General features: G+C 67.0%; 17 protein-coding genes. 10 read left to right on the top strand and 7 right to left on the bottom strand.

From position 1 onward, the window contains the following. Positions 1-58 precede the first annotated feature (58 nt). The 3 genes from H7F35_RS25735 to H7F35_RS25725 are packed head-to-tail and all read right to left on the bottom strand — an operon-like array spanning position 59 to position 2236. On the bottom strand, positions 59-1045 hold the full coding sequence (locus tag H7F35_RS25735) for a FecR family protein (protein WP_222621967.1): 987 nt from the start codon (positions 1043-1045) through the stop codon (positions 59-61). A gap of 14 nt (positions 1046-1059) precedes the next feature. Then, on the bottom strand, positions 1060-1605 hold the full coding sequence (locus H7F35_RS25730) for an RNA polymerase sigma factor (protein WP_187109379.1): 546 nt from the start codon (positions 1603-1605) through the stop codon (positions 1060-1062). 7 nt (positions 1606-1612) lie between these two features. Further along, entirely contained in the window at positions 1613-2236 is a 624-nt protein-coding gene (locus H7F35_RS25725) for a secretin and TonB N-terminal domain-containing protein (RefSeq protein WP_187109378.1), read from the bottom strand. A gap of 271 nt (positions 2237-2507) precedes the next feature. On the opposite strand from H7F35_RS25725, the gene H7F35_RS25720 reads away from it, so the two are divergent. Next, on the top strand, positions 2508-3383 hold the full coding sequence (locus tag H7F35_RS25720) for an alpha/beta fold hydrolase (RefSeq protein WP_187109377.1): 876 nt from the start codon (positions 2508-2510) through the stop codon (positions 3381-3383). 42 nt (positions 3384-3425) lie between these two features. Here H7F35_RS25720 and H7F35_RS25715 read toward each other — a convergent pair whose 3' ends face one another. Continuing rightward, positions 3426-3803, bottom strand: a complete 378-nt coding sequence (locus H7F35_RS25715) for a FlxA-like family protein (protein WP_187109376.1) — start codon at positions 3801-3803, stop codon at positions 3426-3428. Between the two features lie 135 nt (positions 3804-3938). Between H7F35_RS25715 and H7F35_RS25710 the strand changes: the two genes are divergently transcribed. From H7F35_RS25710 to H7F35_RS25700, 3 genes are all read left to right on the top strand, one after another. Continuing rightward, positions 3939-4343 (top strand): hypothetical protein, encoded by a 405-nt coding sequence (locus H7F35_RS25710; protein ID WP_187109375.1) that lies wholly within the window; start codon positions 3939-3941, stop codon positions 4341-4343. A gap of 17 nt (positions 4344-4360) precedes the next feature. Continuing rightward, a complete protein-coding gene (locus H7F35_RS25705) occupies positions 4361-4696 on the top strand; it encodes a hypothetical protein (RefSeq protein WP_187109374.1) in 336 nt (111 codons plus the stop codon). A gap of 224 nt (positions 4697-4920) precedes the next feature. Next, complete coding sequence (locus H7F35_RS25700) at positions 4921-6300, top strand: lactonase family protein (protein WP_187109373.1); 1380 nt, start codon at positions 4921-4923, stop codon at positions 6298-6300. Here H7F35_RS25700 and H7F35_RS25695 read toward each other — a convergent pair. Further along, complete coding sequence (locus H7F35_RS25695; protein ID WP_187109372.1) at positions 6204-6791, bottom strand: GNAT family N-acetyltransferase; 588 nt, start codon at positions 6789-6791, stop codon at positions 6204-6206. The genes H7F35_RS25700 and H7F35_RS25695 overlap by 97 nt on opposite strands. 67 nt (positions 6792-6858) lie before the next feature. On the opposite strand from H7F35_RS25695, the gene alkB reads away from it, so the two are divergent. From alkB to H7F35_RS25675, 4 genes are all read left to right on the top strand, one after another. Next, positions 6859-7506 (top strand): DNA oxidative demethylase AlkB, encoded by a 648-nt coding sequence (gene alkB, locus H7F35_RS25690; protein ID WP_187109371.1) that lies wholly within the window; start codon positions 6859-6861, stop codon positions 7504-7506. Between the two features lie 5 nt (positions 7507-7511). Next, complete coding sequence (locus tag H7F35_RS25685; protein WP_187109370.1) at positions 7512-9326, top strand: ABC transporter ATP-binding protein; 1815 nt, start codon at positions 7512-7514, stop codon at positions 9324-9326. 127 nt (positions 9327-9453) lie between these two features. Then, on the top strand, positions 9454-11127 hold the full coding sequence (locus H7F35_RS25680; RefSeq protein ID WP_187109369.1) for a hypothetical protein: 1674 nt from the start codon (positions 9454-9456) through the stop codon (positions 11125-11127). A gap of 63 nt (positions 11128-11190) precedes the next feature. After that, the gene (locus tag H7F35_RS25675; protein WP_187109368.1) at positions 11191-11820 is read left to right on the top strand and encodes a LysE family translocator; all 630 of its coding nucleotides are present in this window, start codon (positions 11191-11193) and stop codon (positions 11818-11820) included. A gap of 87 nt (positions 11821-11907) precedes the next feature. Here the strand turns inward: H7F35_RS25675 and H7F35_RS25670 are convergent, their stop codons facing one another. Beyond that, positions 11908-12522, bottom strand: coding sequence for a hypothetical protein (locus tag H7F35_RS25670; protein WP_187109367.1), 615 nt, complete (start codon positions 12520-12522; stop codon positions 11908-11910). 348 nt (positions 12523-12870) lie between these two features. On the opposite strand from H7F35_RS25670, the gene H7F35_RS25665 reads away from it, so the two are divergent. Continuing rightward, positions 12871-13827 carry a S1C family serine protease gene (locus H7F35_RS25665; RefSeq protein WP_187109366.1) on the top strand — a complete coding sequence of 319 codons (957 nt, stop codon included), beginning with the start codon at positions 12871-12873 and terminating at the stop codon, positions 13825-13827. Here H7F35_RS25665 and H7F35_RS25660 read toward each other — a convergent pair. Then, a complete protein-coding gene (locus tag H7F35_RS25660) occupies positions 13800-14195 on the bottom strand; it encodes a DUF1090 domain-containing protein (RefSeq protein ID WP_187109365.1) in 396 nt (131 codons plus the stop codon). The two genes, H7F35_RS25665 and H7F35_RS25660, sit on opposite strands and share 28 nt — an antisense overlap. A gap of 302 nt (positions 14196-14497) precedes the next feature. On the opposite strand from H7F35_RS25660, the gene H7F35_RS25655 reads away from it, so the two are divergent. Continuing rightward, positions 14498-15634, top strand: a complete 1137-nt coding sequence (locus tag H7F35_RS25655) for a MerR family transcriptional regulator (RefSeq protein WP_187109364.1) — start codon at positions 14498-14500, stop codon at positions 15632-15634. Positions 15635-15841: the final 207 nt, after the last annotated feature.

Below are 15841 nucleotides of genomic sequence, written 5' to 3'. Positions count from 1 at the left end.
GGGTGGCCGTGTTTTTCACAGCCGTGTCACGAAGCGAAGGCAGAAGGGCCGCGCGGCCCTAGCCGAGCAGCACGATGCCCGCCGGCAGCGTCGTCACCTTGGCGCCGTAGCTGGCGCCGATCAGGGTCTCGATGCGCGCGAGCTGTTCGAGCCGCAGGCGCGCCTGCACCTTGCGTCGGCCCAGCTCGGCGTTGGTCACTATCAAGCGCCCGGGGCGGTAGCGGTTGATCTCCTCGACCACGGCCGCGAGCGGCGTGTCGTTGAACACCAGCACGCGGTCGCGCCATGCGTTGACGGTGGACATGTCGGGCGCGCGTGCCACTTGCGCGCCGCGTTTGCCATAACTGATCTGCTGCGCTTCTTTCGCGACCAGCACGCGGCCGCCGTAGTTCAGTTCGACCGAACCGGCCATGCAGGTCACGCACACCTCGGACCCGGTGGCGCGCACGTTGAAGCGGCTGGCGGCGGAAGCCACGAGCCGGCCGCCGCCGACCGTCATCGTGAACGGCGTGGCGCGCGATGCGTCGAGCAGCACCTGCGCCTCGCCGTCCAGCAGGTCGAGCGTGGCCGCCTCTGCTTCAGATGCGCGCGAGAGGTTGAAGCTGGTCTGCGTGTTCATCTCGACCACCGCCGCGTCGGCCAGCACCACCTGGCGTTGCTCGCCGGTGCCGGTGCTGTAGTCGGCCGTCATGTCCGACAGCGCGGGCCAGAGCCGGCCCGGTGGCCGCACCACGACGAAGGCCGCCGCGCCGGCCGCGAGCGCGGCGCCGAGGATGTAGCGGCGGTTCGGGTGCGTTCGTGCGATGACGGCGGCGCGCGGTGGCTGCACGGCACGCATGCGCTGCGCCACGGCTTCGGCCGCGGGCCGCGCCACGTCCCACACGCGGGTCGTCTCGGCCATCACCTGCGCATGCAGCGGGCTCTGGGCGCACCAGCGCTTGAAGTCCTGCGCGTCCACCGTCGTGGCCCGGCCCGAGGTGAGGCGCACGAGCCAGTCTTGCGCCTGCGCCTGCAGCGCGGCGCGGTCGTCGTTGGGGGTGTTCACGGCCAGCATCTCTACTAAGACTGTTTTCCGGCCCCGGGACCGAACCGCTGGATCACATCGCGCCCCAATCGCCCGGCGCAATGCACCAGCGCGGCCTTCACTTCACGCTCGACGATCCGCACCGACACGCCGTAGCGCGTCGCGATGTCCTTGTGCGGCGTTTCGTCCACGCGCGAGGCCAGGAAGATTTCGCGGCGGCGGCGCGGCAGCTCTTCGAGCGCCCGCTCCAGCGCCTGCACTTCGCTGCGGGCTTCGGACAGGCGCGCCGGGTCCTGGCTTTCATCGGCAAAGTGCAGCAGTTCCTCGACCTCCACGAAGTCGAGCAGCCGACCGTTCGAGATGCGCCGGTCTTCCGCCACGTTCGACGCAATGCGCAGCAGGTAGGCCATCGGGCTTTGCACCGCGCCGGGGTCGCTCATGCGGTTCACGCGCAGCCAGGTTTCATGCAGCACGTCGTCGGCCACGTCCTCGGAACCGAGGCGGCGGCGCAGCCGGTTCCTGAAGTCGAGGTAGCGGCTCGTGAGCAGGCTGCGCAGGAAGCCGGGGGTGTCTTGCTCCACGGCGATCTCAGGACGCGGCGGGTATCAGGCCCGCGCACACATCGGTGCTGCGCCCGGTGCGGGGCAGCAGCAGGATCGTGAGGGGTTCGTCCGGCGTGCCGTCTTTGGGCGGACTCAGCACCAGCGTGTTCATCGCGGCTTCGAGCGCCGCATCGCGCTGCGCAACGCCCGTCGAGCTGAGCAGGCGCGTGCGCCGCACATGGCCGGCCGGGCCGACCCACAACTGCACCAGCGCGCGGTAGTCGCCGGGCTGCACACGCGGCCAGCGGCACAGCGTGCGCTCCAGCGCCTGCTGCACGATGCGCGCGTTGCCATCGCCCGTGGCTTCGACCGATGGCGCAGCAGATGCAGCCACCGGGGCCTGCACGGCAGCCTCGGTCTCGACAAGCGTGAAGGTGGTGTCGTCGGCATAGCGCGCCACCAGCCGCGTGCCTGCCAGCATCCGATGCAGTGCATCGCGCGGCGCCAACTCCCCGCGCACGGGCATCGATTCGAGCCCGGCCGCGAGCTGCCCGTCGAAGAACACCGACTGCCCGCTCGCCTGCGCGAATGCCTGCAACGCCGAAGCCAGCGGCTGCGCGGGAATGTCGAAGCTCACGCGATCGGCAACGGTGGCGAAGGATGCACCCAAGGACAGGATTCCGAAAATCAAGGTCAAGACGCTCACCCACCACCGCGACCGAGCAATGCACCACATGCCTGGTCCTGTCACGAAATGGAATTTGCTGCGGGCCAGCGAGAACCGTGGCCGTACTACTTTCAGTCGACCGGATGCTAGTGAGCATTTGTGACAGGTTGAATGCAATGCGCCCGGTTCACTTCGGGGCAAATCTGGAAAGCCCTGATGCCCCGCGCAGCGACCGCCCCCTACGATGGCGACATCCTTCTCACCGAGACACCGCATGCCAAGCACAGAGACACACTTCGACCTGACCGCCAACGATGGCCGCAAAGTGGAGGCGCACCGCTGGCAAGGCCCGACGCAGCGCGCCATCATCCAATTGGCGCATGGCATGGGCGAGCATTCGCTGCGTTACCGGCCGTTGGCCGACGCGTTGACGCAGGCCGGCTACGTCGTCTATGCGAACGAGCATCGCGGCCACGGCAAGGACGCGGCGGCGCGCGACGAGCTTGGTGAATTCGGTCCCCGCGGATTCGCCGGACTGGTGGACGACATGGCCCTGCTGAGCCGCCACGTTCGCGGCGTGCACCCCGGCTTGCCGCTGATTCTTGTCGGCCACAGCATGGGCTCGTTCGCCACGCAGTACTACCTGGCCCAGCACGGCGCGCTGTTGTCCGGCGCGGTGCTCTCGGGCACCACGGCGCTCGACCTGTTGGGCACCGCGTTGCAAGCCGGCTTCCGGCTGGAAGACATGAACGCCGCGCTGCCCGACGTTCGCACGCCTTTCGACTGGCTCAGCCGCGACCCGGCGCAAGTCGATGCCTACATCGCCGATCCGCTGTGCGGATTCACGGTCTCGGCCGAGGGCATGGGATCGATCTTCGCGAACCTCGCCGACCTCGCGCCCGCAGCCCTGCGAACGCGCATCCGGGCCGACCTGCCGCTGTACCTGTTCGTCGGCGACGAGGACCCGGTCAGCAACAAGGCCGAGTGGTTCTACCCGCTGGTGCAGCGCTACCGCGAGGCGGGGCTGCGCGACGTGTCATGCCACGTGTTCGGTGGCGCGCGCCACGAAACGCTGAACGAGACCAACCGCGAGGAAGTCGTGGCCGTGCTGCTGGCCTGGATCGCGCGGGTGGTGGGCCACAAAGGCTGAGGGCGGCGTGCGGGTCTGCCTGCCGCCCTTTCTTTCTTCGCGTCAGGCCTCCACGTTCAGCACGGAGCCGATCGGCACGCCACTGGCATTGACGCGTGCCTTGTCGGCCTTTGCCGCGTTGTCATCCGATGTCTTGCCTGTCCCGCTGAGCTGAGCTGTCGCGCTCTGCAGCGCGCCGGCGGCGCGCAATGCATTCAACTGCGCCTGCAGCATGGCGATCTGGCCCGCCATGGACTGCAGTTGCTGTTGAAGCGCCTTTCGCGGCTCGCCCACGGGCGTCGTGAGCAGAAGGCCCTGCTTTTCTTTCATCTGCTCCTGTATTCCCGCGATCTGGCGCTGGATCTTCGCCATCTCCGCATTGACGTTGGGCCCGCTCCCCGCGCTCCCCGCGCTCCCTGTGGCACCGATTGCAGTCAGCATCTTGTTCCTTGGTTGTTGACGTAAAAGAGGACTATCGGCATCGCGGGCCAAAAATGAAGGGCGCTGATACTTCAAGGCCTCGCTCACGCCCCAAAACCATCGCGATTCGCCCGATCTCCACGCAGGAACATTGAAATGCGCACAGCACTTGCCCGAAGCAGTTGGTTCGCCCTTGCGGTGTTGGTGGTGCTTGTTGCCTGGGAACTGGCGAGCCTCGAAATGCCTGTGCAGCCGCCGTCGGGCGACTGGAAAGAGCGGGGCATGCTGCACGTGATCCTGATCACGGCAACGGCGGTCGGCGCGTTCCTGGGTGGCTTGCCCGGTTTTCGCTTGCTGCCCGCGAAGCTGGTGTTTTCGCGCTGGCATCTGTGCGGACTGGCTGTGCTTTTCGCGTTGATCTCATCCCTCTCGACGGGTGCCCTCCTGAAGCTCGGGGAGAACCTCGTGACCTTTGTGAGTGGCATGGCGGTGCTGTCCGCAATACTTGTACAAACGATGGGCCGCCTGCTTGCGCGCATCGCTATTTCGTCCGATTTATGACAAACAAAATTTCAACCATGACGCGTTTTCTTGTGCTCCCGCTGGCGTTCCTTTCGCCCGGCATCGCCCTTGCTGCCTCGTTGTCCGGAACGCTCACGGGAGGAGGCGGAATCGACGATCTGCGCGTCATCGTGCGATCCGCCAGCGGCCAGCAGATCGAGGCCTATTGCGACGGGCAATGCGGCGACTGGTTCGACGAGGACAAGGAGACGGAAGGCTCCCGCCTCAAGAAGAAGCTGCTGGGCAAGCAGGTGCTTCTCGACTACAGGAAAGAGCCGAACCGCGACAGGGTGGCCGGCTCGGGGCCGAATGACCGGCTCGACTTCGTCAAGAAAATCGAACTGCTGAAGTAGCTCGGCGCTTCACCAAGATATCGACAGATTCCACAGCACTTTTCCTTCCCAGTCATATAGAACATTTGAGCGACAAGCGCCCTTGCAACGGCTTCCTAGAATCGCGCGGCCGGCCTTCAGCCCTCCGTCAGAAAGCGTTTCAAATGCCGCCGATTTCACGCCCTCTCGCTCTCTTTTCTTCCCTCGATGTACGGGCCGTAACTCGCCGCGCAGCCACCGGGGCGTTGATCTTCATCCTGGCTTCCTGCGGCGGTGGTGGTGGCTCCAACGGCCTCGGCTTCCTTCCTCCTGTTGCACCTCCTGCACCGCCCGCCCCCGTCGCCGCATCCCAAACCATCGGCGGTACGGTCAGCGGTCTGATGGGCACCGGTCTCGTGCTGCAGAACAACGCGGGCGATGACCTGGCCATCGCGGCCAACGGCAGCTTCAGCTTTGCCACGCAGATCGCCGATGGCGCGGGCTACACAGTCACGGTCAAGACGCAGCCCAGTCTTGCGACCATCGTGTGCACCGTCAGCAGCAACGGCAGCGGCAAGGTGGTCGGAGCAGCCGTCAGCAACGTGGCCGTGCGCTGTGCACCGCCAGCGGCCCGGTTTGCCTACGTGGTGAATTTCGACTCGAAGGACGTGTCGGGCTACACCCTCGATGCCGGCACGGGAGCCCTTCGCCCGATGGCCGTGCCGACGTTCGCCGTGGGAGCGGAGCCCATCAACATCACCGTGGCCCCCTCGGGCCGGTTTGCCTACGTGGCCACTCCCTACGACAGCTCCGTGTCGGGCTACCTCATCGATGTCGGCACTGGCGAACTCACGCCGATGGCCGTGCCGAAGGTCGTGGTTGTCGCCGGCGGCGCGCCCTACAGCGTCGCCGTGCACCCCACAGGCCGGTTCGCCTACGTGTCGGACGTGAATGCCAACACGGTGTCGGCCTACACCATCGATGCCAGCACAGGCACCTTCAGCCCCGCAGGTGTGCCACTGGTCGCCGCGGGCACGGGCACGCCCATCGTCACGGTCGATCCCACGGGCCGGTTTGCCTATGCGACGAACGTCGGCTCAGACACCGTGTCGGCCTACAACATCAATCCCGACACGGGCGTTCTCTCCCGGATGGCCGTGCCCACGATTGCCGCGGGGCCCAGCCCCTATGGCATCACCGTGGACCCCACCGGCCGGTTCGCGTACGTGGCGAACACCGGGGCCTCCTTTCTGTCGGCCTATGCCATCGACGCCAGCTCCGGCGCCCTGAGCCCGCTGGCCGTGCCGACGATCGGATCGGGGCTGACGCCCTTCTCCATCGGCGTGGATCCCACGGGCCGCTTTGCCTATTCCGCGAACATCGACTCCGACAGTGTGTCGGCCTACAACATCAACCCCAGCACCGGCGTGCTGAGTGCGATGAGCGTGCCATCGATTACCACCGTGGGGTCCCAACCCATCTCCGTCAAGGTGGACCCCACGGGCCGCTTTGCGTACGTGGTGAATTCCGCTCTCGGCAACGTGTCGGCCTACAACGTCGATGCCGGCACAGGCGCGTTCAGCCCCATGAGCGTGCCGACTGTCGCTGCGGGAATGAACCCGCAGGTCATCGCGTTCTCGAGGTAGTCAGCAGCGCTTTGCACAGGGGTTGCGGCCGCGCAACCCTGAACCCAAACCATCGGTACGAAGGCGATGCCTCGCGTTTCAACGCGAGGCCCTGTCGCGCGAAACCCGACATGCTCGTAAAAAGGAAGTGCGAACGGCGTGGCGTTGACCGTCATCGCATCCGGAACAGACGCCTGTTCGTGCAGCGACTTCGCGCGAAGCCAAAGCGCCTTGGCCAATCCTCTGCGCTGGAATGGCTCGGCGACAAAGAGGTGAAAGAGGTGCGTCTTCGCGCGGACAGCTACCACGCCGGCAATCTGCGCATCGACCGTTCCGATGCAGTAATCGAACGGGTCTGCATCCACATAACGGCCGATGCCCGATGGCTGCAGCGAGAGCAGAAACTCTTGTGCGCCCGCGCCGTTTGGCTGCAAGGTGAAATGGTGTGCGAGCGAGAGAATCAGCGCGCTGATGGCGGGTACGTCGTCCTTGGTTGCCTTGCGGATGTGCATCGGCGGCATGTCGTGCGATCGGGCAGTCATCGGATCGACTGTATCCAACCGACGCGACAATGCGCCCATGACGCTCGACCTGTTCGACGACCCACCCCGCGAAGCGCGTGAACCACTCGGCCCCGGCGCCTTCGTGCTGCCCGGCTTCGCCCTGCCCTTCGTCGATGAATTGCTCCCGGCGATCCACGCGCTGCAGGAGCGTGCGCCCTTTCGCCATCTCGTGACACCCGGCGGCTTCACCATGTCCGTCGCGTTGACCAACTGCGGCACGCTCGGCTGGACCAGCGACCGGCGCGGCTACCGCTACAGCGCCACAGACCCCGACACGGGCCGGCCCTGGCCGGCCATGCCCGAGGCGTTCACTCGCCTGGCCCGCGAGGCCGGCGCAGCGGCCGGCTTCGACGGCTTCGCGCCCGACGCCTGCCTGGTCAACCGCTATGCGCCCGGTGCGCGGCTTTCGATGCACCAGGACAAGGACGAGCACGACTACGGCGCGCCCATCGTCTCGGTATCGCTCGGCATGCCCGCCGTCTTTCTCTTCGGCGGACTCGCGCGCGGCGACAAGGCCGTGCGTGTGCGGCTGCAGCATGGCGACGTCGTGGTCTGGGGCGGCGAAGACCGGTTGCGCTATCACGGCGTGCTGCCCCTGAAGGACGCGCCGCATCCGGTGCTGGGCCCCGTGCGCATCAACCTCACATTTCGCAAGGCGGGCTGACACGCATGCAGAAGAAGAAAGAAGACGATCCGCGCAACGCGATGCTCGAACTCTATGCCGCGCTGTGGCACTTCGCGGCCGGTGCACGCGGGCAGTTGCTCGGGGCCACGGCGCTGCTGGCCACCTCGCAGATCATCCGCCTCACGTTGCCCTACCTCGCGGGGCAGGCGATCAACGCGCTGCAACGCAGCGACCTGGGCACGGCCGGCCGCTGGATCGGCACGCTGGCGGCCGTGTATGTCGGCGCGTGGGTGCTGCACGGGCCGGGCCGCATCCTCGAGCGCAATGTCGGCATGAAGGTGCGCGAGACATTGGCCGACGAACTCTATGCGCGCATTGCCGCCGCGCCGCTGACCTGGCATGACGGCCACCATTCGGGCGAGTTGCAGCATCGCGTGCACCAGGCCAGTCGCGCGCTGGCGGACTTCGCGCAGAACCAGTTCATCTGGCTCACCAACGCCGTCAACTTCGTCGGGCCGCTGGTGGCGCTGGCTTTGCTGTCGCGCACCAGTGGCGCGACCGCGCTGGCGGGCTATGTGCTGATCGGCCTTGTCATCGTGCGCATCGACCGCGCGCTGATGAAGCTGGCGCGCGCCGAGAACGACGCCGACCGGCGCTACGTGGCTGCGCTGCTCGATTTCCTGGGCAACGCATCGACGGTGATCGGCCTGCGCTTGCAGGGTGCCTCGCGGCTGCTGCTGCGCCGGCGCATGGCGGCGATCTCATTGCCGCTCAAGCGCACCGTGGTGCTGAACGAGGGCAAGTGGTTCGCGGTCGACCTGATGGGCCTGGCATTGACCTGGGGACTGGTCGTGATCTATGTGTGGCAGGCGCGCACGCCGGGGCAGGCGGTGATGCTGGGCGCGGTGTTCATGATCTACCAGTACGCGCAGCAGGCGGCTGGCGTGGTGACCTCGGTGGCGGCCAACTTCCAGTTCTTCGCGCGCATGCACACCGACTACAGCAGCGCGGCGCCGATCTGGCAGGCGCCGTCGAGCGAGGCCATTTCCGCCACGCCCGAGCAGGTGCCGCAGCGCGAGCGGATTGATGCCGATGCGGCGTGGACGAGCCTTGGCGTTCGGTCGCTGCAATGGAACTACGCGCCGCGCGACACCACCGCCGAAGGACCGGCCACCACCGCGCGCAGCGGGCTGCACGACGTGTCGCTGAACCTGCGCCGCGGCGAGCGCATCGCGCTGGTCGGCCCCAGCGGCGGCGGCAAGAGCACGCTGTTGCGCGTGCTCGCCGGCCTCTATGCGCCGCAGGGCGGCACGCTGTCGCTCGATGGCCGGCTGGTCGACTGGCCGCAACTGCGCCAGCTCGCCACATTGATCCCGCAAGAGACCGAACTCTTCGAGGCCAGCGTGCGCGAGAACCTCGCCTTCGGCCAATCGGCCAGCGACGACGCACTGCTGGCAGCCCTGCACACGAGCACCTTCGACGAAGTGCTGAAGGCCACGCACGGCAACCTCGACACGGCCGTGTCGGAACGCGGCTTCAACCTGTCGGGCGGGCAACGCCAGCGCCTGTGCCTAGCGCGCGGCGTGCTCGCGGCGCAGGGCAGCTCGCTGCTGCTGCTCGACGAGCCGACCAGCGCGCTCGACGCCGCCACCGAGGCGCGCGTGCTGGAGCGCATCGCCAGCGCGTTCCCGAATGCCTGCGTGATCGCGTCGATCCACCGCCTGAGCCTGCTCGAGCGCTTCGACACGGTGATCGTGATGGAGGCCGGCCATGTGCTCGACGCGGGCCCGCGCGATGCGGTGCTGGCGCGGCAACCCTTGCTGCAGCGCATGGTGGCGCCGGCCACGAGCGGAACCTGAGCCGCCGCGCCGTGCTCCAACGCCGCCTGAACCCGCCGAACCCGGCCTACAGACACATAGCGCCCGCGCCCTACCATTGCGGGCTGCAACACATCGACTCATGACACACAAGGCAACGCGCACAAAGATGGCCACACTCCGCAAACCGGCAACGCATTGGGCCCTGCTGGGCGTTGGCGCAGTGATGGCACTGGCCGGCTGCACGGCCACCAGCGAGGCACAACGACAGGCCACCAACAGCAAGCCGCCGCCCACCGACTGCACCGCCTGGGTCGGCACCGACCGCAACGCCATGATGGGCGGCTACCTGCTGCCGCAAGGCCCCAGAGGCAGCGGCACCAAGGTCTGCGTGCCGGTGATGATGACGGCCAACCCGACGCCCACCGACTACGCCGGTGGCGACTACCACGTCAGCGAATTCACCGACGACAAGCTCAAGGCCCGCTGGCGCGCCTGCAAGGAAGACCCGGCGTGCTTCAAGCGCATCGATGCGCAGATGCAGCGCTGGCTGCCGCCGAACAAGGAACGCGCCACACGCTCGACCGGCGTGGTCGATCCATCCGGCAAGATCGATCCCGAAGGCCAGGTCGACCTGCGGCAGATCCGCCGGCCCGCCTTCTTCGCGAAGGCGCCCTACCGCGAAGGCATTGCCGAGGCCGATGGCCGCACGTACATCGTCGAGTTCAGCGCGCCGCGCGATGCCTTCGAGCGCATCGACCTGAAGATGACCGACCCCATCAAGCTGCGCGGCTGGTACATCGAAGGCGCGGGTGTGGACGACGGCAAGGGCAAGAAGGTGCGCGCGCTGGCGATCATGGCGCCGGGCGGCGGCGGGCAGCTCACGGCCATCCAGCATCCGGACGAAGCCTCCTACCGCATCGACGAGAAGACGGGCAAGACCACGCCCGTCAGCTTTCCCAACGCCACCACCGAGACCATGGGCCAGCGCTGGTGGCGCGAGAACCTGTATGCGCTGAACCAGGCCGGCTACGACGTGCTGGCCTACGACCGGCGCGGCGAAGGCCTGTCGGGCGGCTTCAGCGACACCAACACGCTGGAGCAAGGCGAGGATGTGTTCCGCGCACTCTCGCAACTGGAAGACGGGCGCGGCCTGCGCATCCTCACGCCGTCGGGCGAAGTGCTCGAGGGGGCCGCCACCAAGGGCCGCCTGCTGGCGGGCATGAAGTCCACCGAGATTCCGCTGGTGCTCGGTGGCTATTCGCGCGGCTCGATGTCGACCGCCTGGGCCATGACCAGGAACTACGTGGCCCAGTGCAGCTTCGACATGCCCGAGCCCAACTGCACGCCACCCAAGGGCCTGAAGAACATCCGGGGTGCGATCCTGCTGTCGTCGTTTGCCAGCGGCGCGGGCTATGTGGGCGACTCGCCCGACCTGGCCGACCGCAACCTCTTTCTGGGCGGCATGGCGGCGGACCATCACATCGTGTTCTATCCCAACTCGGCCACGCTCGCGGGCATGGACCGCTGGCCCACTGCCTTCTTCGGCAAGGGCCTGTGGGACCGCGCCGAATCGCTCGAAGGCACCGTGGCCGCCTACAACCGCATCCGCGGCGTGAAGGAGATCGTGCTGGCGCGTGGGCCGCATTCGATCGAGACCTGGCCCGAATCCGATCGCACCTACCTGCGCGAGCGCATGGTGGCCTATGCCAAGGAGGTGATCGTGGGCAAGGGCAAGCTGCCGGGCGCCCGGCCGTGGACCAACTTCAAGTCACTGGTGGCGACCACGCCCGATTCGTGGGAACCGTCGTCCAAGCCCAAGGCAACGCCGCCCAGCCGCTGAACGGCAACACCGTCAGAATCGCGCAACCGGCCCAGCCCCTGCGGCCCATCAAGGACAAGCCCCATGTTTCCCCATGACGTTCTCCTCGCCTACATCGCCGCCTGCCTGGTGGTCGTGATGGCGCCGGGCCCCGACAACATCCTGGCGATCAGCCGGGGGCTGAGCCAGGGCAAGGCGGCGGCCACGCTGTCCTCCATCGGCGCGGGGCTGGGGATCATGTGCCACACGGTGGCTGCGGCGCTGGGCCTGTCGCTGGTGATCCAGGCCTCGCCCGTGGCGTTCTGGGCCGTCAAGGCGGTGGGCGGGCTGTACCTGCTGTGGCTGGGCTACAAGGCGCTGGCCTCGCGCAACCTGATCTCGTTCGAGCCCAGCGCGCACCAGTCGCTGCGCAAGGTGTTCCTGACGGGGTTGATGTCGAACGTGCTGAACCCGAAGCCGGGCCTGTTCGTGCTGGCGTTCCTGCCCCAGTTCGTCAGCGCGGGCCGGGGCCCGGTGGCGCTGCAGATGCTGGTCTACGGCGCGATCTTCGCCGCGCTCACTGCCCTGATCTTCACGGTGCTCGGATGCTTCGCCTTCAAGATGTCGGCATGGCTGCGGCGCCATCCGCGCGTGGGCACCGGGCTGAACCTGGGCGCGGGCCTGACCTTCATCGCGGCGGGGCTGTCGGTGCTGGCGCTCAAGCAGCGCGCCTGAGTCGCGCGCCGCTTTGCGCGTCAGTACCTGTGAGGGCAGCGGACCGGCGGCCGCAATGATCGGGCACGCCGTCGCTGTCGCGGCCGCTCATTCCTGGCGAACTTCAGTGATCCGGTATTTCGTCGGACGTCTGCTTTCGAATGCGGTCTCAAGGCGCACCGCGAATGCGTAGTCCTCAAGGTAGAAGTAGACATCCGTGCGTCCTTTCTGCGGCCTGTCCGATGCGCAGCCCAGTCTCTTGGCCACGCCGAGCAACGCCGGATGCAGATCGCTCGCCGGCAGCTCGCTTTCGACAAGACACGCGATCTCATAGGCGTAGGTCTGATCGAACTTTGTGATGATCGATTCGACCATGCTATCGAGCCTGGCAATGACCTCCAGCCTGGAGCCAATGGCCATTCGACGCCAATCGCCTTGCAACTGAAGCGACGTCAGGTGTGCGCGACTGAAGAAAGTCATCGATCGGGACTCGCTCTGCAAATTGACCAATCCGAGGAATGAGATATCGCGCGTAACCATCCTGGAAGAGTTCGGCTCGGTTTTACATTCGATGGCTTGAAGCACGGTCTTGTCGTAGGGCGAAAAATTCCGGGTTTCCACCGGCGAGGCCGGAGTACCCCACTGCGAGGGATCGATGGTTTCTGTTTTTTTCAGCGTCAGCAGCCGATGGCGAGGTGCCGCGATACCCGCATCGACAGCCACACGAAGAACCTCCTCGGAGAATCGCCTCGCGTCATTCTGCACGGGCCTCTCGGGTACACCGTCCGACAAGACAGGTGGCTGCCCCGTTGCACAGCCACCGACGATTGCGGCCAGAAAAACGGGCCACGCGAACCTTGTGCCGCGCAAGCACGCATTGATTTTTTTCACTCTCATCTCCCAAATCTCCCAAGTCAGGCCGAGCGCATTGTCCTGATTTCGAAAACACCGGTGACAGCGGGTCCCGCACGGTCGGCTGTTCGCGACGCGACAGCCCCAGCTCCCACGGATTGAAAACACCCGGCGCGCCGCCATTTCACAAGGAGATCAGGCGACCGAAAGAGGTGCTTCATGGGCGCACGCGACGAATTCCTTCTCGACTCCTACTCCGCCACCGTCACGCAGGTGGCGCACACCGCCAGCGCGGCGGTGGCACACATCAAGGTCCGCAAACCGGCGCAGCGCGGCAACGCGGGCGGCCAGGGCAGCGGCTCCGGCTTTCTCTTCACGCCCGATGGCTTTTCGCTGACCAACGCGCACGTGGTCGAGGGCGCGAGCGAACTGCGGGCAGCGTTTGCCGATGGCACCGAAAGCGCCGCCCGCCTCGTGGGCATGGACGCATCGACCGACATCGCGGTGCTGCGCATCGAGTCGAACCCCGGCGCCTTCCTGCCGCTCGGAAGCTCGGCCGCCCTGCTGCCCGGCCAGATCGCGGTGGCGGTCGGCAATCCTTTGGGCTTCGACTTCACCGTGACCGCGGGCATCGTGAGCGCGCTGGGCCGCAGCCTGCCCTCGCGCGGTGGCCGGATGATCGAAGACGTGATCCAGACCGACGTGGCGCTCAACCCCGGCAACTCGGGCGGCCCGCTGCTGGACAGCGCGGCGCAGGTCATCGGCGTGAACACGGCCGTGATTCCTTCGGCGCAGGGCTTGAGCTTTGCGGTGGCCATCGACACCGCGCGCTGGGTGGCGGGTGAGCTGATGCGCCATGGCACCGTGCGCCGCGGCAAGCTGGGCGTGCAGTGCGCGGCTGTCGCACTGCCCCGGCGCTGGGTGCGCGAGAACGAATGGCCGGTGGCGACCGGCCTGCGCGTGGTCGAGGTGGTGGCCGGCTCGGCCGCGGCGCGCGACGGGCTGCGCAGCGGCGACATTTTGGTCGGCTGCGACGGCACGCCGCTTGCGCAGCTGTCCGACCTGCTCAAGCGGCTGGCGGGCGAAGGCTATGGGCAACCGCTGCTGCTCAAGCTGTTGCGGCCCGTGGCCGGAACGTTGATGCCGTTCTACTTGACGGTGGCGCCCGGCGGCTGAGCCTTGACGCGCTCCAGCTCGGCCTTGGCTTCGTCGAGCTTGGCCTGGCGGCGCGCGATCTTCTTCGCGTTGCCATCGTGCTGCGCCGTGTCGAGGTCGCGCTGGCGCTGCGCCACTTTCTTTTCCTCGGCCCGCACCTTCTTCGCGTGGGCCGCCGACAGTTTTGCATCGCTGCAGTGGTGCTGGTTCTGGGCGAGCGCGCGTTCCAGCCCACGCACTTTTTCTGTCAGGCCTTTTTCGCGCGCGGCCGCGATGTCGTTGCTGATTTCCTGGCGCTTCGCTTCGCAGGTGCCGGCCGCCGGCTGGGCGAACGCCGAAGCCGAAGCCGTCGCCAGGACGAAGATCAATGAAAGGTATGCAGTCTTCATGTCGGTCTTTCCTCGTTGTTGATTTTTTGAATCCGGCGCCGGCGTCTTTCGACCGGCGCCACGTTGGCGCGTCGGGCTCCGGTTGCCAACGCACCTGCGCCGCAGTAATGTGCTGCGGCGCCACTGCACCCTAACCGAACTCCGGCAGAAAGACACCACTGCCGGCCTTCATCATCAACGGCGCTGCCTGACTTGCCGGTGCAAACGCCCATGGATGGAACGGGTGACCGGGACCCACTTGACCCGGCCCTTGGGGCCACCTCGATAAAGGCAATATCCGGTCAACCCATCGAGGTGCTTTCTTGAACTCTTCCTCCCGATTCCTGAACCCCGCCGAAGCTGCGAGGCGCCTCGGCGTCTCCGCCAAGGCGCTGCGGCTGTACGAGCAGCGTGGGCTGGTGGCTCCGGCGCGCAACGCGGCCGGATGGCGCTCTTATGGCCCCGAGCAGATGGCCCGTGGCGCCGAGATCGTGGCCCTGCGCGCGCTCGGCCTCAGCCTCGCCCAGGTCGCGCGCGTGCTGGATGGCGACGCCGAGGGACTGGAGCCCGCGTTGGCTGCGCACCAGACGACGCTCGAAGCACATGCCCGTCAGCTCGCGGGGACCATCGAGACGGTCCGCAACCTGCGGGCCGATCTCGCACGGGGCCAGACGCCGACCGTCGAGGCATTGACGCATCTGCTGGCGCCCACCGCAAAGCTTGAAGTCGAATTCGAGCTGCCCTGGCCCTGGGGTGGTGAACCGTTCATGTTGCGCGACATACGGCCGCTGAACTACATCGTCGGCCCCTTGGGCAGCGGCAAGACGCGGCTGGCCTTGCGTCTGGCCGAGGTTCTGCCGGATGCGGCGTTCCTGGGTCTGGAGCGGGAGGAAGACGGCAGCGCAACAACGCAACTGAATGCCGATCCGGCCCTCAGGCTGCGCGTCGATCAAGCCCTGGCCTGGCTCATCGAGGACGGTGCAACGGCATCCGATGCATTGATCGCCTTGCTTGCAGGACTGGAAACTGAAGGCCCATCCGTCCTGGTCGTCGACATGGTGGAACAGGGGCTGGACCACGCCACGCAGCAGGCTGTCATCGCCCATCTGCGTCGCCGTGGGCCTGATGGCCGTCCGCTCTTCCTGCTCACGCGCTCCTGTGTGATCCTGGACCTCGCGGCCGTCGGCGCGCACGAGTCGATCATCTTCTGCCCTGCCAATCACAGCCCTCCGACCCGTGTCGATCCATGGCCGGGTGCGCCGGGCTACGAGGCCGTCGCGAGCTGCCTGGCCTCTCCCGAGGTACGGGCGCGAACGCAGGGGGTCATTGCATGGCGGCCTCAGTCGGCGCTGCACCAGCGGCCTGAGTCGGGGCATAGAACGGCGCGCTCGCCGTTCACCCAGACGGCCTCTTCTTCCAACTGCGACGAGGTCGAAGGATCGACATCGAAGGCGACCTGAAGCACGCGCGCCACGTGGGCGTCTTCGATGGGCAGCTCCCACGTAAGGAACAGTTGGGTGCAGTCCTTGTCAGGCGCGAAGTCGGCCGCGTCGAAGCCGCTGCTGCCGCGCCGGATGACGGCATGCGGCTGGCCGGTATCGAACACCACGGCAGTGCCCCGCGTCAGCGGAAAGCGATGGCCTGACGAGGGAAAGTGCAGGTCCAGT

This window comes from Variovorax sp. PAMC26660 (assembly GCF_014302995.1).
Taxonomy (GTDB): Bacteria; Pseudomonadota; Gammaproteobacteria; order Burkholderiales; family Burkholderiaceae_C; genus Variovorax.
Note: the sequence above shows the minus strand (reverse complement) of the source record. Positions and strands in the feature narration are given on the sequence as shown.